At 72.9% G+C, this 20982-nt stretch carries 17 protein-coding genes and 1 pseudogene; 8 read left to right on the top strand and 10 right to left on the bottom strand.

Features of this window, described 5'->3' with window-relative positions:
• Positions 1 to 85: 85 nt before the first annotated feature.
• The 3 genes from ACQ3I4_RS13570 to ACQ3I4_RS13560 all read right to left on the bottom strand — a co-directional run bounded on the left by ACQ3I4_RS13570 (position 86) and on the right by ACQ3I4_RS13560 (position 2627).
• Positions 86 to 940 carry a putative hydro-lyase gene (locus ACQ3I4_RS13570; protein ID WP_430633750.1) on the bottom strand — a complete coding sequence of 285 codons (855 nt, stop codon included), beginning with the start codon at positions 938 to 940 and terminating at the stop codon, positions 86 to 88.
• An 8-nt stretch (positions 941 to 948) separates the two neighbouring features.
• A complete protein-coding gene (locus ACQ3I4_RS13565) occupies positions 949 to 2166 on the bottom strand; it encodes an NRAMP family divalent metal transporter (RefSeq protein WP_430633749.1) in 1218 nt (405 codons plus the stop codon).
• Between the two features lie 167 nt (positions 2167 to 2333).
• Positions 2334 to 2627, bottom strand: coding sequence for a DUF1540 domain-containing protein (locus ACQ3I4_RS13560; RefSeq protein WP_329861083.1), 294 nt, complete (start codon positions 2625 to 2627; stop codon positions 2334 to 2336).
• A gap of 139 nt (positions 2628 to 2766) precedes the next feature.
• On the opposite strand from ACQ3I4_RS13560, the gene ACQ3I4_RS13555 reads away from it, so the two are divergent.
• Positions 2767 to 4224 (top strand): GuaB1 family IMP dehydrogenase-related protein, encoded by a 1458-nt coding sequence (locus ACQ3I4_RS13555; protein ID WP_430633748.1) that lies wholly within the window; start codon positions 2767 to 2769, stop codon positions 4222 to 4224.
• Positions 4225 to 4926: 702 nt separating this feature from the next.
• Here the strand turns inward: ACQ3I4_RS13555 and ACQ3I4_RS13550 are convergent.
• Positions 4927 to 5421, bottom strand: a complete 495-nt coding sequence (locus tag ACQ3I4_RS13550; protein WP_329861086.1) for an Lrp/AsnC family transcriptional regulator — start codon at positions 5419 to 5421, stop codon at positions 4927 to 4929.
• A 181-nt stretch (positions 5422 to 5602) separates the two neighbouring features.
• Between ACQ3I4_RS13550 and ald the strand changes: the two genes are divergently transcribed.
• On the top strand, positions 5603 to 6733 hold the full coding sequence (gene ald / locus ACQ3I4_RS13545; protein WP_430633747.1) for an alanine dehydrogenase: 1131 nt from the start codon (positions 5603 to 5605) through the stop codon (positions 6731 to 6733).
• A 172-nt stretch (positions 6734 to 6905) separates the two neighbouring features.
• Here ald and ACQ3I4_RS13540 read toward each other — a convergent pair whose 3' ends face one another.
• The 3 genes and pseudogenes from ACQ3I4_RS13540 to ACQ3I4_RS13530 form a co-directional block, all read right to left on the bottom strand.
• Positions 6906 to 7688, bottom strand: coding sequence for an ABC transporter permease (locus ACQ3I4_RS13540; protein ID WP_430633763.1), 783 nt, complete (start codon positions 7686 to 7688; stop codon positions 6906 to 6908).
• Positions 7685 to 7960, bottom strand: a complete 276-nt coding sequence (locus ACQ3I4_RS13535; protein WP_430633764.1) for a hypothetical protein — start codon at positions 7958 to 7960, stop codon at positions 7685 to 7687. Before ACQ3I4_RS13535 ends, ACQ3I4_RS13540 begins: the two co-directional genes overlap by 4 nt.
• Before the next feature lie 109 nt (positions 7961 to 8069).
• Positions 8070 to 8309: pseudogene (locus ACQ3I4_RS13530) on the bottom strand (ATP-binding cassette domain-containing protein); the annotation flags it as partial.
• Positions 8310 to 8421: 112 nt separating this feature from the next.
• On the opposite strand from ACQ3I4_RS13530, the gene ACQ3I4_RS13525 reads away from it, so the two are divergent.
• The 3 genes from ACQ3I4_RS13525 to ACQ3I4_RS13515 are packed head-to-tail and all read left to right on the top strand — an operon-like array spanning position 8422 to position 10731.
• Positions 8422 to 9525, top strand: a complete 1104-nt coding sequence (locus ACQ3I4_RS13525; RefSeq protein ID WP_329861090.1) for a sensor histidine kinase — start codon at positions 8422 to 8424, stop codon at positions 9523 to 9525.
• The gene (locus ACQ3I4_RS13520; RefSeq protein WP_430633746.1) at positions 9522 to 10244 is read left to right on the top strand and encodes a response regulator; all 723 of its coding nucleotides are present in this window, start codon (positions 9522 to 9524) and stop codon (positions 10242 to 10244) included. Before ACQ3I4_RS13525 ends, ACQ3I4_RS13520 begins: the two co-directional genes overlap by 4 nt.
• 34 nt (positions 10245 to 10278) lie before the next feature.
• A complete protein-coding gene (locus ACQ3I4_RS13515) occupies positions 10279 to 10731 on the top strand; it encodes a DedA family protein (RefSeq protein ID WP_430633745.1) in 453 nt (150 codons plus the stop codon).
• A 409-nt stretch (positions 10732 to 11140) separates the two neighbouring features.
• Here ACQ3I4_RS13515 and ACQ3I4_RS13510 read toward each other — a convergent pair whose 3' ends face one another.
• A complete protein-coding gene (locus tag ACQ3I4_RS13510) occupies positions 11141 to 12505 on the bottom strand; it encodes an MFS transporter (RefSeq protein WP_430633744.1) in 1365 nt (454 codons plus the stop codon).
• Positions 12506 to 12599: 94 nt separating this feature from the next.
• A complete protein-coding gene (locus ACQ3I4_RS13505; RefSeq protein WP_430633743.1) occupies positions 12600 to 13421 on the bottom strand; it encodes an SGNH/GDSL hydrolase family protein in 822 nt (273 codons plus the stop codon).
• 99 nt (positions 13422 to 13520) lie between these two features.
• Here ACQ3I4_RS13505 and ACQ3I4_RS13500 point away from each other — a divergent pair, with 99 nt between their 5' ends.
• The 3 genes from ACQ3I4_RS13500 (at position 13521) to ACQ3I4_RS13490 (ending at position 19481) form a co-directional block, all read left to right on the top strand.
• On the top strand, positions 13521 to 14537 hold the full coding sequence (locus ACQ3I4_RS13500; RefSeq protein WP_430633742.1) for an NAD(P)H-binding protein: 1017 nt from the start codon (positions 13521 to 13523) through the stop codon (positions 14535 to 14537).
• Positions 14534 to 15472, top strand: coding sequence for a hypothetical protein (locus ACQ3I4_RS13495; RefSeq protein ID WP_430633741.1), 939 nt, complete (start codon positions 14534 to 14536; stop codon positions 15470 to 15472). Before ACQ3I4_RS13500 ends, ACQ3I4_RS13495 begins: the two co-directional genes overlap by 4 nt.
• A 172-nt stretch (positions 15473 to 15644) precedes the next feature.
• Positions 15645 to 19481, top strand: coding sequence for a choice-of-anchor I family protein (locus tag ACQ3I4_RS13490; protein ID WP_430633740.1), 3837 nt, complete (start codon positions 15645 to 15647; stop codon positions 19479 to 19481).
• Between the two features lie 104 nt (positions 19482 to 19585).
• On the opposite strand, the gene ACQ3I4_RS13485 is transcribed toward ACQ3I4_RS13490, so the two are convergent.
• A complete protein-coding gene (locus ACQ3I4_RS13485; RefSeq protein ID WP_430633739.1) occupies positions 19586 to 20872 on the bottom strand; it encodes an NAD(P)/FAD-dependent oxidoreductase in 1287 nt (428 codons plus the stop codon).
• Positions 20873 to 20982 lie beyond the last annotated feature (110 nt).

Below are 20982 nucleotides of genomic sequence, written 5' to 3'. Positions count from 1 at the left end.
GGCGCAGGTCTTGGGGATTCCTGCGCCGCCCTTGCGACGGCAGATCCTTGGGGTGGTCCGCCGCCGCATCGCGGTGCCCGGGGCGCTACGGGATCAGGTATTCGCTGTCCCGCGCATCGGTGATGAGCATGTGTCCCGGCGCGTGGCCGATGGCCAACGGCGGACGGGACTCCATGACGGCGGCCTGGGGGGTGACGCCGCAAGCCCAAAACACCGGAAGGTGGCCCTCGGGGATGTCCACCGCGTCGCCGAAATCGGGACGGGACAGGTCCCGGATCCCGATCTCGGACGGATTGCCGACGTGCACGGGGGCGCCGTGCACGGCCGGGTAGCGTGAGGTGATGCGGACCGCGTCGGCGACCTGCGACGCCGGGAACGGCCGCATCGAGACCACCATGGGCCCCGACATCGACCCCGCCGGCTCGCAGCGGACGCTGGTCCGGTACATCGGAACGTTGACGCACTGGTCGATGTGCGCGATCGGCAGGCCAGCATCGGCCAGCGCGGTCTCGAAGGTGAACGAGCAGCCCACGATGAACGTGACGAGGTCGTCCCGCCAGTACGGCGTGATGTCCGTGGATTCCGCGACGGGCCGGCCGTCCTCGTAGACCACGTACTTCGGAACGTCCGTGCGGATGTCCCCGCCGGCCAGGAGCGGCCCCGTGGTCTGCCCCGCGTCCAGGACGCCGAGGATCGGGCACGGCTTGGGGTTGCGCTGGGCGAAGAGCAGGACGTCGAACGCCTGCGCCTTCGGGACGATGATCAGGTTCGCCTGCGCGTAGCCGCGGGAGATGCCCGCCGTGGGGAGCACGAGCCCTGCGCGGAACCGCGCCCGGGCCTCGGCGGGCGTGAGTCCCGCGAGCTCCCGGGGGCCGGGGAGGACGACGCCGGAGCGGTCCTCCCGTGCCTGCCCCGCCATCGCGGTCCATGTCTGGTTCATGGCGTGTCCTAGGCCCAGAGCTTGGCGAGGCCGGCCAGCGAGTTGGCGCCGAGGTAGAGGGTCAGGAGCCAGGACGCGACGCCGATCAGCAGGAGCCACTTCGGGTAGACGTAGCCGTGGAGCAGGTCGCGGCGCCGCCAGGCGACCCAGAGCAGGACGCCGAAGCCGACGGGCAGGATGAGCCCGTTGAACGCGCCGGCGAAGATCAGCAGGGTCTGCGGGGCCTGCCCGATCAGGAGGTAGATACCGGCGCAGGCGGCGATGAAGACGACCGTGATGAGGTTGCGCTTGCGGGCCGCGGTGGTGCTCTTGGTGACGAAGGAGACCGAGGTGTAGGCGGCGCCGATCACGGACGTGAGGGCGGCGGCCCACAGCACGATGCCGAACATGCGCACGCCGATCTCGCCGGCCGCGTGCCCGAAGGCCTCGGCGGCCAAGTTGTCGCTCGTCAGGGCCACGCCGCCGGCGACGACGCCGAAGATGGCGAGGAAGAGCAGGACGCGCATGACGCCGGTGACGATGATGCCCAGGACGGAGCTGCGGCTGATGTGCTTGACGTTCTCCTCGCCCTTGACGCCGGAGTCGATCATGCGGTGCGCGCCGGCGTAGGTGATGTAGCCGCCGACGGTTCCGCCGATGAGGGTGGTGATGACGAGGAAGTCGATCTGCTCGGGCAGCACGGTGTTCTTCAGCGCCTCGCCGACGGGCGGGGCGGCGACGATCGCCACGTAGAGCATGAGCAGGATCATGACGGCGCCGAGGAGGACGACGATGCGGTCCAGGGCCATGCCGGCCTTCTTCGAGAGGAAGATGAGGATCGCGACGGCGGCGGAGATGGCACCGCCGATCTTCGGATCGAGGCCGAGCATGGCGTTCATGCCGAGGCCGGTGCCGGCGATGTTGCCGATGTTGAAGACGACGCCGCCGATGAAGACGAGGCCCGCGAGGAACCATCCGACGCCGGGGAAGACCTTGTTGCCGAGCTCCTGGGCGCGCGAGCCGGAGATGCCGATGACGCGCCAGACGTTCAGCTGGACGGCGATGTCGACGAGGATCGAGACCAGGATGGCGAACGCGAACGCGGCGCCGAGCTGGACGGTGAAGACCGTGGTCTGCGTGATGAAGCCGGGGCCGATGGCGCTCGTGGCCATCAGGAACATCGCGCCGAGCAGCGCTGTCCGGCGGGCTCCCGAGCCCAGTTTCTCGTGCGTGCCTACTTCTGCCATTTTTCCATCCATCGGGTGCGGGTGACCTCAGTCACAGTGGGACGATGGAGAGAACACTACAGGTTGTTCAACAATCCATGCAAGGGATTGTTCAACAAAACTTCGAGCGGGGCTCTCCGAGGAGTCGGGGACGGCAGGGGTGGCGCCGGGCACGCAGGCGCGGGGGTTCAGACCGCGTGCTTGTAGGTCAGGCAGTCCGCGTTGTCGGCGCCGGGACCCACGTGGACCTCGGAGGCCGAGCACATCAGGTGGTCGTTGTGCACGCACTCCTCGCGCTGGCAGGCGCCGACCGAGGCCAGGACCTTCGGCAGGCCGCCGTGCGTGCCGGTGTCGACGAACGTCGCGCACTGGGCGTGGTCGCTCGTGCCGCCGATCGTGATGCCGGCCGCCCCGCAGTGGGAGTGGTCGTTGAAGGAGCAGTTCGCCACGGCGCAATCCGTGACGGGGACGGTGACGGTCATGATGCTTCTCCTCATGCCATCGGCCCGGCCGGTGCGGGCCGCTGATTCCACGCTACGCCCGATGGACCCGGCCTAATTAGTGCTGATTTCGGCACCGAATCGGCTGTGGCGGACCTTGCCGGACGCTAGCCTGAGAGGCGTGAAGTTCCTCAACGACGCCTCCGCCCCGTACGACCTCACCTACAACGACGTCTTTATGGTGCCCTCCCGCTCCTCCGTGACCTCCCGCATGGACGTGGACCTCACCACGCCCGACGCCGTCGGCACCACGCTGCCGCTCGTCGTCTCCAACATGACCGCCGTCGCCGGCCGCCGCATGGCCGAGACCGTGGCCCGGCGCGGCGGGATCGCGATCCTGCCCCAGGACATCACGCCCGCCGCCGTCCAGGACATGGTCGGCCAGGTCAAGCGCGCCCACTCCGTCTTCGAGACGCCGATCACCGTGCAGGTCGACGACGCCGTCGCCACCGCGCTGTCCCTGCTCGGCAAGCGCTCCCACGGGGCCGCCGTGGTGCTCGACGGCGAGCGCGTCGTGGGCATCGTGACCGAGAAGGACTGCACCGACGTCGACCGCTTCGCCCGGATCTCCGAGGTCATGTCCGCCGACCCCGTCACCGTGGGCCCGGACGCCGACCTCGACGCCGCCTTCACCCTGCTCGGCACCCACCACGTCGGCGTCGTCCCCGTCCTGGACTCCGGGCGCCTGGCCGGCGTGCTGACCCGGCAGGGCGTGCTGCGCTCCTCCATCTACACGCCCGCGCTGGACCCGCAGGGGCGGCTCATGGTGGGCGGCGCCGTCGGGATCAACGGCGACGTCCGCTCCAAGACCACCTCGCTGCTCGAGGCCGGCGTCGACGTGCTCGTCGTCGACACCGCCCACGGGCACCAGGACAAGATGCTCGACGCCCTGCCGCTCGCCGCCGCCGCGCGGGACGCGTTCGCCGACGCGACGGGCCGGCGGATCCCGCTCGCCGCGGGCAACATCGTCTCCGCCTCCGGCGCCGCCGAGCTCTCCGCCGCCGGCGCGGACATCCTCAAGGTCGGCGTCGGCCCGGGCGCCATGTGCACGACGCGGATGATGACCGGCGTCGGGCGCCCGCAGTTCTCCGCCGTGCTCGAATGCGCCGCCGCCGCGCGGGATTCCGGCGCCGAGGTGTGGGCCGACGGCGGCGTGAAGTACCCGCGCGACGTCGCCCTCGCGCTCGCCGCGGGCGCCGCCTCCGTCATGGTGGGCTCCTGGTTCGCCGGGACCTACGAGTCGGCCGGGGACCTCATGCGGGATCCGGACGGGAAGCTGTACAAGGAGAGCTTCGGCATGGCCTCGGCGCGCGCCGTGCGGAACCGGACCAAGGACCAGTCCGCGTTCGACCGCGCCCGGTCCGCGCTCTTCGAGGAGGGGATCTCCTCCTCGCGGATGTACCTGGACCCGGCGCGGCCGGGCGTGGAGGACCTGATCGACTCGATCGTCGCCGGAGTGCGCTCCTCCTTCACCTATGCGGGCGCGCGCTCGATCGGCGAGTTCCGCGAGCGCGCCGTCGTCGGCATCCAGTCCAGCGCCGGCTACGAGGAGGGACGCGCCCGCGACACGTCCTGGTAGGCGGGCCGCCGCGGACCAAGGGATGCGGCACCCGGCGCCCCGTGAAGGAAACCGGGCCGCAGCGTGGCCGGCGTCCCGTGAGCAGTCAGTTGGCCACAGCGTGGCCGGCGTCCCGTGACCGAAACCGAGCCGCAGCGTGGCCAGCGTCCCGTGACCGAAACCGAGCCGCAGCGTGGCCAGCGTCCCGTGAGCAGTCAGCTGGCCGCAGCGTGGCCGGCGTCCGGAGAACAGGAGACGGATCACGCCGCCGCCCAGTTCACGTCAACTGGGCGAGCCCACGGGTGCCCATGCGCCCGGTTCACGTCAACCGGGCGAGCCCACGGGTGCCCATGCGCCCACTTCACGAAGCGCCGACGAGGCCACGGCGCGTTGCCGACCGCACGGGGTACACCCCGTGAACTCGAATCCAACCGACTATCTCGCCGAGACGACGTGAAGTGGGCATCTGATGCCGCGGCAGGAACCAGTCGGGCCACCAGTTCGGCGGCGGGAATGCCGTGCGGCATCGATGCAGCCGTGGGGATGACGCGGTAAGGACGAAGATGGGGAAGACGCGGTAAGGATGAAGGTGGGGCTGACGCGGGCACGATGTCCAGACGCGGGCACGACGTCCAGACGCGGGGCCCGAAGCGGTGCCGCCCACTCGACGCCCGGGCGCGACCCAGAGGACCGGGTACGGCTGGCCGTCGATGAGGGTCGGGCTCAGACCCAGGGCACCAGGCCCTGTGAGTGCTCGAAGACGAGCGAGGTCTGGGTCGAGGCGACCGCCGGGTTGGCGGAGAGGTTGTCCAGGACGAACTGCCGCACGTCGTTGGAGTCCTTGACGGCGACGTGGATGAGGAAGTCGTCCGTGCCGCCCAGGAAGAACAGCTGGGTCACGCCGGGCTTCGCACGGATCTCCTCCGCGAAGGTCGACATGAGATGCCGCGCGCCGGCCCGGATCCTCACGAAGATCAGGGCCTCGAGCGCGTGGCCCAGGACCTCGGGGTCGACGTCCACCGTGAAGCGGCGGATCACGCCCGCCTCGCGCAGGGCGTTCAGTCGGGCCAGGCACGTGGACGGGGCGATCCCGAGCTCGGCCGCGAGCGAGTTGTTGGTGCGCCGCGCGTTCTCCGTGAGCATGCGCAGCAGCCCCCGGTCGACGTCGTCCAGCTCCACCGGCCGCCGCCTCCGAAGATCTTTCGACGTGGCCGCCATCACAGTCTCCCGTCGCCGCTGGGAATCATCGATTTCCCGATCTTGGCCGCAAGAAATACGGCGTAACACCAACGTTACCGCAGAAAACCCTACCCTTGATGCACAGCACCGGAGGCGGCGCGACCGGGGAGGCCCCGGCGTCGTACCCCTCCCCCAGACCCCCAGCGCACCAGGAGAAGCCATGATCATCGGCGTCCCGAAGGAAATCAAGAACAACGAGTTCCGCGTGGCCATCACCCCGGCCGGCGTCTCCGAGTTCACCGCCCGCGGCCACGAGGTCGTCATCGAGACCGGCGCCGGCGTGGGCTCCGGCATCCCCGACGAGCTCTACGTCGAGGCCGGTGCCCGCATCGCCGACGACGCGGACTCCACCTGGACCGGCGCCGACATGGTGCTCAAGGTCAAGGAGCCCATCGCCGCCGAATACCACCGCATGCAGGCCGGGCAGGTCCTCTTCACCTACCTGCACCTCGCCGCCTCCCGCGAGTGCACGGAGGCCATCGTCGCGGCCGGCAGCACCGCGATCGCCTACGAGACCGTCACCGCCGGCCGCTCCCTGCCGCTGCTCGCCCCGATGTCCGAGGTCGCCGGGCGCCTCGCCGCCCAGGTCGGCGCCTACCAGCTGCAGCAGCCCAACGGCGGCGCGGGGATCCTCATGGGGGGCGTCCCCGGAACGCGGCCGGCCAAGGTCGTGGTGATCGGCGGCGGCGTGGCCGGCGAGAACGCCGCGGTGATCGCCGCGGGCATGGGCGCGGACGTCACGATCATCGACATCAACCTGGGCCGCCTCAAGGAGATCGACACCGCCCACGCCGGCCGCATCAAGACCCTGGCCTCCTCCCAGTTCACGATCGCCGCCGAGGTCGCCGCCGCCGACCTGGTGATCGGCTCCGTGCTGATCCCCGGCGCCGCCGCGCCGAAGCTCGTCACGAAGGACATGGTGGCGCAGATGCGTCCCGGCTCCGTACTCGTGGACATCGCGATCGACCAGGGCGGCTGCTTCGAGGGCTCCCGACCCACGACCCACGCCGAGCCGACCTTCAGGGTCCACGACGCCGTCTACTACTGCGTCGCGAACATGCCCGGTGCGGTCCCGCAGACCTCCACCGCGGCCCTGACCAACGCCACCCTGCCCTACGCGCTGCGGATCGCCGACAAGGGCTGGCGCCGCGCCCTGGCCGAGGACGCGGGCCTGGCGGCGGGCCTGAACGTCCACGCCGGCCGGGTCACGCTGGCCTCCGTGGCCGGGGAGTTCGGGCTCGAGCACGTCGAGACGAGCGCCGTGCTCGAGGACGCGAGCTTCGCGATCTGAGCGCCTGCGTTTCTTCCCATTTCTCGAGCGCCGGGGCCGGCGAGTCTGGACGACTCGCCGGCCCCGGCGGCATTTCCGGCAGGAGAAGTGGGCAGGTCTTGGCACGGTGCGGGCCGGCGGCGTTTCCGAAGCGGCGGGCACGGGGCGTGGGTCGCTGCGGCGCCGGCCGGAATCAGTCCCAGCGGAATGCGACGGCCGCGATGACGCCGCCCGCGATGACCGCGAGTCCCAGCGCCGCGAGGTGCTGCAGCTCGACGGCGGCACCCGACCACGCCGCGGACAGCGCCTGCACGCCCGCCCCGAAGGGCAGCCACTCCCCGACGGCCGCGACGCCCTCCGGCAAGGTGTGGCTCCCGCCGAACAGCCCGCCCAGCGCGCCGAGGGCGAGGAATAGCACCAGGCCGATCGCGACCGCGGAATTCGGGGTCGGGGCGAGCGCCGCGACGATCATCCCCACGGCGTAGAGCGCGGCCATGGACAGGGCCACGACCCCGAGCGCTGCGAGGGGGCGGACCGGCGGGTTCGCGCCGAGGGCCAGCAGCGCCACGCCGAACGCGAGGGCCATGCCGAGGACGGCCTGCGCGACGCTGACGACCGCCTGCGCCACGAGCACCATGGCCGGGGACGCCGGCGTGACGGACAAGCGCCGCAGGATCCCCGTCCTGCGGTAGTAGGCCAGAAAGCTCGGCATGTTGATGATGCCGATGCTGGCGATGACCAGGACGACGACGAGCGGCAGCACGAAGAGGTCCAGCGCGGTCAACCCGTTCTCGAACACCACCTCGCCCGCCGATCCGGCGCTCATCACGAGGATGAGCAGCGGCAGGCCCAGCGGCACGATCAGCCCGGCCGTGTCGCGGGCCACCATCTTCGCCTCGCAGGCCACCAAGACCGCCCACGACCGGGGCCCGGGGCGGTGGACGCAGTCCATCCGCGTCGCGGCTGCTTCACTCATGTCATCTCCTCCAGTCCCCTTCCCGTCATCGACAGGAAGGCGTCGTCCAGGTCCGCGGCGCCCGTGCGCCGGATGAGCCCGTCGGCCGTGTCCACGGCGAGGACGCGGCCGACGTCGAGGACGGCGATCCGTCCGCAGAGCCGCTGCACCTCGTCCATTGCGTGGCTGACCAGCAGGATCGTGGTGCCCTCGTCCCGCATGGCTTCCACCGCGGCCCAAACCTGACGCCGGGCCCGCGGATCCAGGCCCGTGGTCAGCTCGTCGAGGATCACGACGCGCGGCCGGACGCGGCGCGGGGTAGAAGCTCCGGTAGAGCCGCACGAGCTCGTCCACCGTCAGGGCGTGGTGCAGGTAAGCCTCTTGGAGCTGCACGCCGAGCAGCCCGCGCAGCCGGGCGCGGTCGCGGCGCGCGTCGAACCCGAACACCGAGGCGCTGCCCCGGTCCGGGACGCGCAGGCCGGCGATCATCTCCACCGTGGTGGTCTTGCCCGAGCCGTTGGCGCCCACGATCCCGAAGACCTCTCCCGCCTCGACCCGCAGGCTCACGTCCTCCACCGCCGTGCGGCCGCGGTAGGCCCTTCCCAGGTGTTCGGCGAGGATCGCCGGCGTCGTCGTCTTCATGTCCCCGACGCTACGGGCCCGCCCCCGCCCCGCGCCCGTGCCGATCGTCGCCGCCTGCGGCCATGACTTCCGGCACCTGTCCCGGCCCCGGGGGCCACCCTAGAGTGGTGCCATGCGACGACTGGATACCGAGATGTGGGCCGGCATCGCGATGCTCGTGGTCTCCGTGGCCGTCGCGGGGCCCGTGCTGTTCGGCGTCGTCGACGCCACCCTGCCCCGCCCCTGGTGGATCGCGGCCCTCGTCCTGTTCTTCGCCGGGCTCATGACCGCGTTCGCGGGCACCCGGGCGGTGCTGCGGCACGCGGGGTTCGGCGCCGCCGTCGTCTGCTCCTGGATCGTCGTCGGCACGACGGCGGCCTCCGGGCTGCTGCCCGTCCTCCTCGTGGTCACCGCCGCCTCGAGCGTCTACCTCATGCCGCTCGCCGCGGGCGCCGGGATCGTGCTCGCGAACACGGCCTTCCTCGCGCTCGTCTACTGGCCCGTCGCCGGCTCCACGGCCGAGGCCGCCATCAGCGTGGGCTTCTACCTGCTCATCCAGTCCGCCTCGATGCTCAGCTCGGCGACGCTGCTGAAGGAACAGCGGATGCGGCGGGAGCTGACCGAGGCGCACGTGGAGCTGCGCGCCGCCTCCGTGCTGCTGGCCGAATCCGCCCGGACCACCGAGCGCCTGCGGATCTCGCGCGAGCTGCACGACCTGATCGGGCATCAGCTCACGGTCCTCGCCCTCGAGCTCGAGACGGCAACTCACCTGGACGGGCCGCGGTCGCGGGAACACGTCGAACGCGCCAACGGCGTGGCCCGGGCCCTGCTGCGCGATGTCCGGGGAACCGTCGGCCAGCTCCGCGGCGAACCGCCGGACCTCGCCGCCGCGCTCCGCGAGGTCGTGCGCGAACTGCCCGGGCTCGAGGTCTCCCTCCACGTCGAGGACGGCATCGGCGCGGGCGAAGCCGAGGCGGGGGCCCTGGTCCGCGCCGTCCAGGAGATCGTCACCAACACCTTGCGGCACGCCGGCGCGACGACCCTGCGGATGAGCGTGGCCACCGGCCCCGACGGCGCGCTGGTGCTCAGCGCCCGGGACAACGGCCGCGGCGCCGTGGAACCCGTGCCCGGCAACGGCCTGAGCGGGCTCCGCGAGCGCTTCGAGTCCCTCGGCGGCGGGCTCGCCGTCGACGGCCGGGACGGTTTCAGCGTCACCGCGCGGGTCCCGGCGCCGTGAGCGGGCCGGACACCTCCGATCGCGGAACGGGCCCGGCCCCGCAGGGCGCCGTCGCGGCCGGTCCGGACGCCCGCGCGATCCGCGTCGTGGTGGTCGACGACCAGACACTCGTCCGCCAGGGCATCCGGAACCTGCTGGAGATCGCGGGCTTCGACGTCGTCGGGGAGGCCGGGGACGGGGCGGAGGCGATCGCGGAGATCGGGTGCTCGGCGCCGGACGTGGTGCTCCTGGACCTGCGGATGCCGCGGTTCGACGGGATCTGGGCCCTGGGCGAGCTGGCCGCGCGCGGCTCGACGGTGCCGGTGCTCGTCCTGACGACGTTCGACGACGATTCCCTCCTCCTGCGCGCGCTCAAGGGCGGGGCGCGCGGATACCTGCTCAAGGACGTCACGCTCGAACAGCTCTCCCATGCGGTGCGCACCCTCGCCGCGGGCGGAACGCTCGTCGCCCCTTCCCTCACGGACCGCCTGCTGCGCGCCATCCGCTCCGATGCCGTCGGCGCGGACGACTCCCTGCCCGCCGCCCAGGAGCTCACGTCGCGCGAGCTCGAGGTCCTCCGGCTCGTGGCCGAGGGCTGCAGCAACCGGGAGATCTCCGAGGGCCTGTTCCTCGCCGAGGGGACCGTGAAGAACCACGTCTCCGCGATCCTGCTCAAGCTCGGCGCCCGCGACCGGACCCAGGCCGTGCTCCGCGCGCTGCGGGAGGGCGTGCTGCCGTAGCCCGCCACCGGCCGCTCGACGGTAGGCTGATGCGGTGGATTGGCTTCGCGACGCCACGTTCGGCTGGGCCTACCTCTTCCTCTTCGCGATCGCGATGGCCCGCGCCAACACGACGTACTGGATCGGGCGCGGCGTGGCCGCCGGCGTCCGGCACTCGCGGTTCGAGCACTTCCTCGAGGGCCCCATCTACCGGCGGGCCCAGCGCTTTATGGCCCGCTGGGGCGTCCTCGCCGTCCCGTTGTCCTTCCTCACGGTCGGGATCCAGACCGCCGTCAACGGCAGCGCCGGCGTCTCGAAGATGCCGCTGGCGCGCTACCTGCCCGCCGTCACGGCCGGCTGCCTGCTCTGGGCGCTCGTCTACTCGACGGTCGGGATGGCCGTGATCTACGCGTGGATCGCGCTCGGCTGGCAGTGGATCCTCGTTGCCGCCATCCTCGTGGCCGCCGGAACGCTCCTCTGGATCCGCCACCGCCGCCGCGCCGACTGACTCCCGTCTCGTGTTCGCCCAGTTCACGTCGACTGGGCGAACGCATGGGGTCTACCCCGTGAAGTCGCCCCGCGCCAGCTGTCTCGCCCACAAGACGTGAAGTGGGCACGGTTGCGCGGGGTCGACGCCGTGGGGTCACCGCCGCCGGCTGACTCGCGCCTTGTGTTCGCCCAGTTCACGTCGACTGGGCGAACGCATGGGGTCTACCCCATGAAGTCGCCCCGCGCCGGCTGTCTCGCCCAGAAGACGTGAAGTGGGCACCGATGCGCGGGGATGGTTTTTTGGCAGAGGCCACGGGCTGACGGCGGGCGACGGGCCACGAACCACGGGCCACGGGCCACGAACCACGAACCACGAACCACGAACCACGGGCTGACGACGGACCACGGTCCATGCCTACGAACTCGGCCTACGGCACCGACTTGATCTTGTAGACCAGGGCGGCGGCGCTGAGCCCGATGACCGCCGCGATCACGAACAGTGCCGTGTACCCTCCGAGGAACTTCACCGACAGGAACGCGAGCACGGGTGCGACGACCTGCGGCAGCGCGGCGGCGATGTTGATGACGCCCATGTCCTTTCCGCGCGCCGCGGCGGACGGCAGCACCTGGGTGAGCAGGGCGAAGTCCACGGCCAGGTACGCGCCGAAGCCGATCCCCAGCACGGTGGCCCCGGCGATCGCGCCCGGCCACACGGGGAAGAACGCCATGATCAGCGCCGCGCACGCGATGACGGCGGAGGACCCGGCGACGAACACGCGCCGCTTGCCCGCCTTGTCCGACCACCGCCCCGCGACCACGGTGGTGGCGATGACCATGAACGCGTACAGCCCCGTGAGGATCAGCACGCCGCCGGCCGGGTCCGGGTGCTCGATGACGTCGGTCAGGAAGAACAGCAGGTACACGATGGTCAGCTGGTTGCCCACGAACATCAGGAAGCGGGTCAGCCACGCCCAGCCGAAGTCGGGGTAGCGGGCGGGGTTGATCCAGAAGGAGCGCAGGAACGCCCCGAACCGGAAGGGCTCCCGCAGCGCGCGCGGCAGCACGGGGTCGTCGGAGTGGAACAGGTACGGCACCACGGACAGGAGCAGCGCCCCGGCGCAGAGCCAGTAGCCGAACGCCACGTTCCCGAAGATCACGAACCCCACCACGGAGCCGCCGAGGATGCCCACCGTCTGCCCGAGCGCGGCGAGCCCGCCGACCTGGCCGCGCTGGTCCACGGGCACGCGGTCCGGGACGGCGGCGGTGATGGTCGAGTAGGCGGCGTTCGCGCCGGCCTGGACGAGGCACCAGCCGAGCAGGAGGAGGGCGATCGTCGTCGCGCCCGAGAGCAGCAGCAGCGCGGCGCTGCCGAGGATCGCCCCGCCCAGGATCCAGGGCGAGCGGCGGCCGAGCTTCGACGTCGTCCGGTCCGAGAGCGCCCCGGTGAGCGGGTTCATGACGAGGGACACGGCGGCCCCGCACCCCGTGACGAGGGAGAGGATCGCCTCCTTGTTCAGCTCGTCGATCGCCGTGGCCTGCAGGCCGATGAGGATGTTGATGGGCGCGAAGAACGCCACGTTGATCCCGACGTTGACCAGGACGACGCCGGTCACCCACCGGGCGCGGACGCGTCGCCGGGGTTCGGCGAGGGCCTCGTGGACGACGGCGGTGCCGGGGCCCGCGGGCGTGCCGGCGCCTCCCGGGACCGCTCCCTCGGGGACGGTTCCCTCCGGCGCGCCGCCCGAGCCGCCCGGGCCGCCGGCCGGTCCGCCGGGCTCCCCGGTCCCACTCACGAGAGGAACGCCTGGAACGCCCCGGCGCCCACGCTCAGGACGAGGGCGGCCGCCATCAGCAGGACGAGGGGCTTGCGGAGTCTGCGCATCGTGTTCATGATGCGTTCATCGTAAGCCGTTGACGCTTCCTGTGGAGTCTCTTGAGTCCGTCGGCGGGACGCACGGGATCGGGCCAGCGCGGCTGCAGCGCGTCGCCGAGCGTGATGCCGCGCAGCTTCCGCCCGAACATGGGCAGCACCCACTGCCGCATCCACTCGGCGTCGCGCACCACGGCGTCCCGCAGTCCCGGGCGCTCGCGCGGCCCGAACGGCTCGAACACCAGCTGGTGGCGCACGCCGAGCAGGTTCAGCACCTGGATGGCCATGTAGCGGTGGCCGGCCCGGTTCATGTGCAGCTTGTCCGTGTCCCACAGCCGCCGGTCCTGGTAGGCGTCCCACGTCCAGTAGTCCACGAGCTCCACGCCGTCGCCGGCGTGCTCGGCGGCGAGCTCGCGGACGCGCTGGTTGAAGATCCAGTTGCGGCGCTTCATCGGCTCCAGGATCGGGTGCACGGGGACGTCGAAGCCCGTGAAGAGCAGCACGCGGGCGCCGGAGGACGCGAGCCGCCGCACGGCCGCCGTGTAGTTGTCCAGGAGCCGGCCCATGTCCTGGCGGACCTCCATGATGTCGTTCCCGCCGGCGTAGAAGGTGATGACGGAGGGCTCCATCGCGAGCGCGGGCTCCACCTGCTCCTGCACGATCCGGCCCAGGCGCCGGCTGCGCACGGCGAGGTTGGCGTAGCGCCAGGCGGGGTCGTCCTTGGAGAGCTGCTTGGCGACGCGGTCCGCCCAGCCGCGCACCCCGTTGGGCAGGCGCGGATCCCAGTCGCCCACGCCCTCGGTGAAGGAGTCGCCGATGGCGACGAACAGGCCGGACATGGCCCCACTGTGGCACCCGGCGCCGAGCGGCGGGCGACGGCCGGGCGAACGCGGCGTGAACGCGTGGTGCCGGCCCGCGCCCCGGCGTACGGTGGGGTCATGGAGACACACGACGACGCCGGAGCGGGGCCCGTCATCGCCGTCGCCGGGGCCACGGGGCACGTCGGCGGGGAGGCCGCGCGGCTGCTCGCGGGGCTCGCGTCGGGCGGGGCATCCGGCGCAGTGTCCGGCAAGGCGTCCGGCGCCGCGCCCGGAAGAGGGCACGACGCCGGGGCCGCAACCGGGCGCGCGCCCTTCCGCCTGCGGGTCCTCGCCCGGGATCCCGCGCGGACCGCCGCCGTGGCACGCAGGCTCGGCCCCGGCGTCGTACCCCTCACCGCCGCCTACGGCGACCCGGACGCCGCGCGCGCCGCCCTCGAGGGGACCGACGTGCTGTTCATGGTCTCGGCCGCGGAATCGGCGCACCGGCTCGAGGAGCACGCGGCGTTCATCGGGGCCGCGGCCGACGCGGGCGTGCGGCACGTCGTCTACACGTCGTTCTTCGAGGCCTCGCCGACGGCCGTCTTCACCCTTGCGCGGGACCACTTCGCGACGGAGGAGATGCTGCGCGCCGCCGGCCCCGCCTGGACGTTCCTGCGCGACAACTTCTACCTCGACGTCTTCGCCCACTTCGCCGACGCCGACGGCGTGATCCGCGGGCCCGCCGACGACGGCCGCGTCTCCGCCGTGGCGCGGCGCGACGTCGCCGCGTGCGCCGCCGTCGTCCTCGCCGGGGCCGCCGCGGACCTGGCCGTGGGGCGGGACTGCGCCCACGCGGGACGCCGCTACGAGCTCACCGGGCCCGAGGCGCTCACCCTGGGCGAGGTCGCGGCCGGGCTCGCCGCCGCCACCGGGCGGCCCCATCGCTTCGAGCAGGAGACCGTCGCCGCCGCCTACGCCTCGAGGGAGCCCTACGGCGCCGAGCCCTGGCAGCTCGACGCCTGGGTCAGCACCTATACGGCCATCGCCTCCGGCGAGCTGGCGCGCACCACGGGCGACGTCGAGGCCCTCACCGGCCGGCCCGCGACGAGCCTCGCGGCGCTGCTGCGCGACGGCGGGGGCACACCGGTAGCGTGAGCAGCGTGCACGAATCCGCCCCCGCCCCGCGGCCCGCCCCGCGCACCGCCTGGGCTCCCCGCCACCGCGGGCTCAAGCTCGCCCACCACCTCGTGCCGGCGTTCGTCGTGATCGCCGTGCTGCTGGGCCTCGGCGCCGCGTCCGTCGGCGCCGGCAAGCCGCTGCTCGCCGCGCCGATGGCGGCCCTGGCCTTCGGCGTGGGCCGGGCCGTGCTGCACGAGTTCCGCCGCGGCGAGGACTGGGCGGCGCCCACCGGGGCCGACGTCGAGACCTCCTCCGGGCCGCGCGCCGCCACATGGTTCCCCTCCTCCCCCGTCTCGCTGGCCGGCGGCGCGGTGACGGTCGGCGTCGCGGTCGTCACGGTCGTCGGGGCGATCGCGACCGAGGCCAAGACCGTCCTGCTCGGCGACGGCGGAGCGCGCGTGCTCACGGCGACGGCCGCCGCGGGGCTGCTCGTCGTGGGGTTCCTCGTGCTCCGCGAGGGCCTGCGGATGCTGCGGCTCGCCGCGTCCGGGCAGGCGCCCGGGGTGTACCTCACGCGGAGCCGGATCGTGGTGGTGGACCGGCGCGGGCACCACGAGGCCTATTGGAAGGACGTCGTGTCCGTCCTGGCGCGCGATCCCCGCGGGCGCAAACCGCTGGGCGACCGCGGGCCGGCGCTCATCGAGGTCCACACGCGCGCCTCGGGGGCTGCGGGCACGGCCTCCGGGGGCCCGCGCAGTTCCGCGGCCTCCGGAGGCGCGGCATCCGATGCCGGTGCGCCGGGCCCCGGGGCGGGTCGCAGGACGAGGCCCTTGATCGTGGACGTCCAGGAGCTCGACGCCGATCCGGGCCTGCTCCTGCGGGCCCTCGGGCACTACGCGGCCCACGCGGCGGACCGCCCGGAACTCGGCACGGACAAGGCCCTGTCCCGTCTCGATTCCCCCACCCCCTGATCCCGCGTCACGATCCACCCACGCGTCGTGATGAGTGCGGCGTCAGGACGATTCCCCGGATCGTGAGGCGGGGTGTGGGCGGAGGCCGAGGGGCCACTTGGTGTTTACCCGCCGGTAAGGTGCGCCGCGTAGACAAGGGAGGTCATCACCTCACATCCTTGGGAGCACAGCCATGTCACAGTCCAGGCGCACACGGCGCCGGCTCGCCCGCGGGACGGCCGCCGCCGCCGTCGCGGCCCTCGCCGGCGCCCTGCTGGGAGCCCCGGCCCACGCGGGGATCGTCCCCGAACCGATCGCCTACCCGGCCTCGGCCCCGCTGACCCTCACCCCGGTCGGCAGCTACGAGACCGGCGTCTTCGACGCGTCGGCCGCCGAGATCGTCACCTACCACGCGGGAACGCAGCGGCTCTTCGTGGTCAACGCCCAGGCCGGGCTCGTCGAGGTCCTCGACGTCTCCGACCCCGCCGCCCCCGCCAAGCTCTTCGAGATCGCGGCCGACGGCGTCGCGAACTCCGTGGCCGTGCGCGCCGACGGCCTCGGCGTCATCGCGTTCGAGGCCGTGCCCAAGACCGCCCCGGGCTCGCTCGTCTTCTTCGACGCCACCGCCTCCGCGCCGAGCGTGCTCGGCTCCGTCCAGGTCGGCGCGCTCCCCGACATGGTGGCGCTCTCCGCCGACGGGAGCTACGCCGTCGTCGCCAACGAAGGCGAGCCCGCGGACGACTTCAGCGTCGACCCGGAAGGAAGCATCGGCGTCGTCCGCCTCCCCTCCGCCCTCGCGGCCCCGTCCCAGTCCGACGTCCGCACCGCGGACTTCCACGCCTTCGAGGCCGGCGGCGCCAAGACGCTGCCCGAGGACGTGCGCGTCTTCGGCCCCGCCCCGCACGGCGACGAGCTGCCCGTCTCGCGCAACTTGGAGCCGGAATACATCGCGATCGACGGCGGCACCGCCTACGCCGCGCTGCAGGAGGCCAACGCCGTCGCCGTCGTCGACCTGGCCAGCGCCACCGTGACGGACATCTGGCCGCTCGGCTTCAAGGACCACGGCGCCCCCGGCCAGGGGATCGACCCCTCCGACCGCGACGGCGGCTTCGACATCCGCACCTTCGAGGGCCTCAAGGGCGTCTACATGCCCGACGGCCTGAACGCCTACCAGGCCGGCGGGCAGACCTACCTCGTCACGGCCAACGAGGGCGACGCCCGCGAGTGGGGCGACTACGTGGAGCCCTCCCGCGTGAAGGACCTCGGCAAGGGCGGCCTCGCGCCGGTCTGCGCCGATTCGCCGCTCGCCGCGCTGACCGGCGACGCCGACCTCGGCCGGCTCAACGTCACGACCGCCGACGGCCTGGACGCCGCGGGCGAATGCTACGAGGAGCTCTACTCCTTCGGCTCCCGCTCCTTCTCCATCTGGACCACCGACGGCACGCAGGTCTTCGACTCCGGCGACGAGTTCGAGCGCATCACCCACGCCGCGAACCCGGAGTTCTTCAACTCCAACCACACCGAGTCCAACCTCGAGGGCCGCTCCGACGACAAGGGGCCGGAGCCGGAGAACCTGGCGATCGGGCAGGTCGGTGACAAGACGTACGCGTTCATCGGCTTCGAGCGCGTCGGCGGGGTCGCGGTCTACGACATCACGGTCCCGGCGGCGGCCGAGTTCGTCTCCTACGTGAACAACCGGAACTTCGCCGAGTCCGTCGAAGCCGGAGGCTCGCTCGCCGCCGCGGGCGACCTCGGCGCCGAGGGCCTGGCCTTCACCCCCGCCGCCGACGCGCCGGGCGGCGTCCCGCTGCTCGCGGTCGGCAACGAGGTCTCCGGCACCACCACGCTGTTCGAGGTCTCCGGCGAGGGCGTCGTCCCGCCGGCCGAAACCATCACGATCGACGTGCTCGGCATCAACGACTTCCACGGCCGCATCCAGGCGGAGGCTCCGTCCGCGGGCGCCGCCGTCCTGGCGGGAGCGGTGGCGCAGCTGCGCGGCGAGAACCCGAACACGCTCTTCGTCTCCGCGGGGGACAACATCGGCGCGTCCACGTTCGCGTCCTTCTCCCAGGAGGACAACCCGACGATCGACGCGCTGGGCGCGGCCGGCCTGGACCTGTCCGTCGTGGGCAACCACGAGTTCGACCGCGGCTTCGCCGACCTGACCGACCGCGTCATCCCGCGCTTCGCGGCCGCCACCGGTGCGGACGGCGCGGACTTCGCGCTCGGCGCCAACGTCTACCGCAAGGGCACCAAGACCCCGGCGCTGCGCGAGTACGCGCTGCGGGAGGTCGACGGCGTGACGGTCGGCTTCATCGGCACCGTCACCGAGCAGACCGCCGCCATGGTCTCCCCCACGGGCATCGCGGACATCGAGTTCGGCGACCAGCTCGAGGCCGCCGACCGCGTCGCCGCCCAGTTGCGGGACGGGGACCCGGCGAACGGCGAGGCGGACGTCGTCGTCCTGTTGACCCACGAGGGTTCCGCGGGCACCGACTGCGCCGCGATCGCCACCGAGGACACGCTCTACGGCGAGCTCGTGCGCGAGGCCTCCCCCGCGATCGACGCGATCCTCTCCGGGCACACGCACCAGTCCTACGCCTGCGAGTACGACGTCGAAGGCTGGGCCGGGCTCAAGCGACCGGTCCTGCAGGCGCACCAGTACGGGACGACGCTGGGCAAGGTCAGCATCGAGGTGGATCCGGAGACGAAGCGGGTCCTCTCGCTCGGCTCGGAGCTGCTGCCGCTCGTCGGCACCGACGGCGCGGCGCTGTACCCGGCGGATCCGGCCGTGGCGGCGCTCGTGGACGAGGCCGTCGCCGAGTCGGAGGTCGTCGGAGGCGTCCGCGTCGGGCAGATCACGGCCGACATCCTGCGCGGCGGCGACGCCGGGTCCGACCGCGGCGTCGAGTCGGCGCTGGGCAACTCCGTGGCCGACTTCCACTTGTGGGCCACGTCCAACGAGTCCTTCGGCGGCGAGCCCGCGCAGATCGCGTTTATGAACCCGGGCGGGCTGCGGGCGGACCTGCTCTACGGCACGGACGGCACGGTGACCTTCAAGCAGGCCGCCGACGTGCAGCCGTTCGCCAACACGCTCGTCACGCTCGATCTCACCGGCGCGCAGATCAAGGCCGTCCTCGAGGAGCAGTGGCAGCCGGAGGGGTCCTCGCGGCCCAAGCTGCACCTGGGCATCTCCGAGGGACTCTCCTACGTCTACGATCCGGAGGCCCCGCGCGGCGAGCACGTCCTCTCGGTCAGCTTCGAGGGCGAGGAGATCGCCGACGACGCCGTGTTCCGCGTGGTCGCGAACTCCTTCCTGGCCGCGGGCGGGGACAACTTCTTCACCTTCGCGGAGGGGACCGGATCCACGGACACGGGCCAGATCGACCTCGAGGCGACGGTCGCCTACTTCCAGGCGCACGACGCCGTCTCCCCCGCGCCGCTCGGCCGGGCCGTCGTGGCGGGCACCGACTGGGCCGAGGTCTCCCTCTCCGCGGGCACCGTGGAGCAGGGCGGCTCGATCGAGGTGACGGTCTCCGGCCTCGAGGAGGGCCAGCAGGTCACGGCCGAGCTGCACTCCGACCCGATCGTCGTCGAGGGCATCCCCGCCGCCGACGCCTCCGGGACCACGACCTTCACGCTCGAGGTCCCGGCCGGGTTCGCGACGGGCGCGCACACCCTGTTCGTCGCCTCCACCGGCCTCGAGCCGATCGCGACGCCGCTGACCGTCACCGCCGCGGCGGGCGGCGGATCGGACGACGGGGACGACGACGGCTCCGGCACCGGTTCCGGGGACGACGACGGTGCTGGCGCCGGCTCGGGCTCGGGCTCCGGCTCCGGAACGGGAACAGGCGGCGCGGGATCGGGCGACGGGTCCGGCACCGGAATCGGCGCGGGCGACCTGGTGAACACGGGCGCCCAGACGGGCCTCTTCGTGGGCCTGGCGCTGCTGCTGCTCACGGCGGGCGGCGTCATGGTGGCGGCCCGTCGGCGCCGTCAGCTGGCGGCGGAGGCAACGGAAGCCCCGTAGCCCCACCTCCCCAACGCATCACTCTCCTGCGTACGGCTGTTATGAGCGCGTCATGACAACCCGTCGTAGGAGAGTGATGTGGTTAAGGGGACGGGGCGGGCGGCTCAGCGGGCCAGCTTCTTCAACGGGACCGACGGGTCGACGAGCTGCGCCGGGTCCACGGGGATCCCGCGGTCGATGATCCGGCGCGCCGCCCGGACCGTGAGCCCGCCGTCGACGGCCGCGCACCCCGTGAGCCGTCCGCCGTCGTCCACGAGGAACGCCGCCACGGGCACGCCGCCCTCGACCCGCACCACGTGCGTCCCCGCTCCGGCCATCCGACCGACGCCCTCGACGTGCACGCCGTGCCGGTCGGACCAGAACCACGGTGCCCCGTGCGCGGGCGGCGCCTGCCCCAGGAGGGCGGCAGCCGCCGTCGTACCGGAGTTCAGCGCCGCTTCCCAATGCTCCGCACGGCGCAGCAGGGTCCCGTCCGCCAGCCGCGTCCGCGCCGCGTCGCCGACCGCGAAGACGCGCGGGTGGGACGTGCGGCCGGCGGCGTCGACGAGGATCCCGTCCTCGACCGCGAGCCCCGCGGCCTCGGCGAGCGCCGTCCGCGGGACGATCCCGATCCCGACGAGCACGGCGTCGGCCTCGAGCGCGGTTCCGTCGGCGAGGAGCACGCGGCGGGGACCGGGGACGACGCCGGGGCTGGCCCCACCGGCGGGCCGCACGCCATCGGACGGGGTGCTGAGGGAGGGGGATGCGGCCTCCGGCGGGGTGATGGCGACGGGGACGGAGCCGTGGACGCGGATCCCGCGCTCGGCGTGCATCGCGTGCAGCCGGCGGGCGAGGTCCGGGCCGACGACGGGGACGAGCGGCGGGTCGACGGGTTCGACGAGGTCGACCGTGGCGCCCAGGGCGAGCGCCGCGGAGGCGGCCTCCGCGCCGATGAGCCCGCCGCCGACGACCACGATCCGGGCCCCGGGGCGCAAGTGCGGGCGGAGGCGGTCGGCATCGGCGCGCGTGCGCAGTTCGAGGACTCCGGGGTGGTCGGCGCCGGGGATGTCGAGGCGGCGGGCCGCGGCGCCCGGGGCGAGGACGACGGCGCCCGCGTCCGTCGTCGTGCCGTCCTCGAGCGTGACGCGCCCGGCGGCGGGATCGAGCGCGGCGGCGGTTCCGTGGACGACCTCGATGCCGTGCGCGGCGAACCACTCCGCCGGTTCGAACGCCAGCCGCGCGGCATCCTGCGTTCCCATCAGGTACTGCTTGCTCAGGGGCGGGCGGTCGTAGGGCAGGCCCTCGGGGTCGATGATCGCGAGCCGGCCGGTGTGGCCGCGGGCGCGGAGCTCGCGGGCGGTCGCGAATCCGGCCACGCCGCCGCCCATGACGACGACCGATTCCAGGGACATCTCCGGGCTCCTCTCCACGACTGCACCCACCCTCTAGCGCAACGCTATCCACTCCCGGGTCGTTCCCAGCGCAGAGAACGGCGATTCCCCGGAGAGCGTTGCGGGGCGGA

This window comes from Zafaria sp. Z1313 (assembly GCF_050563205.1).
Taxonomy (GTDB): Bacteria; Actinomycetota; Actinomycetes; order Actinomycetales; family Micrococcaceae; genus JAZDCJ01.
This window is presented reverse-complemented; position numbering and strand designations above follow the sequence as displayed.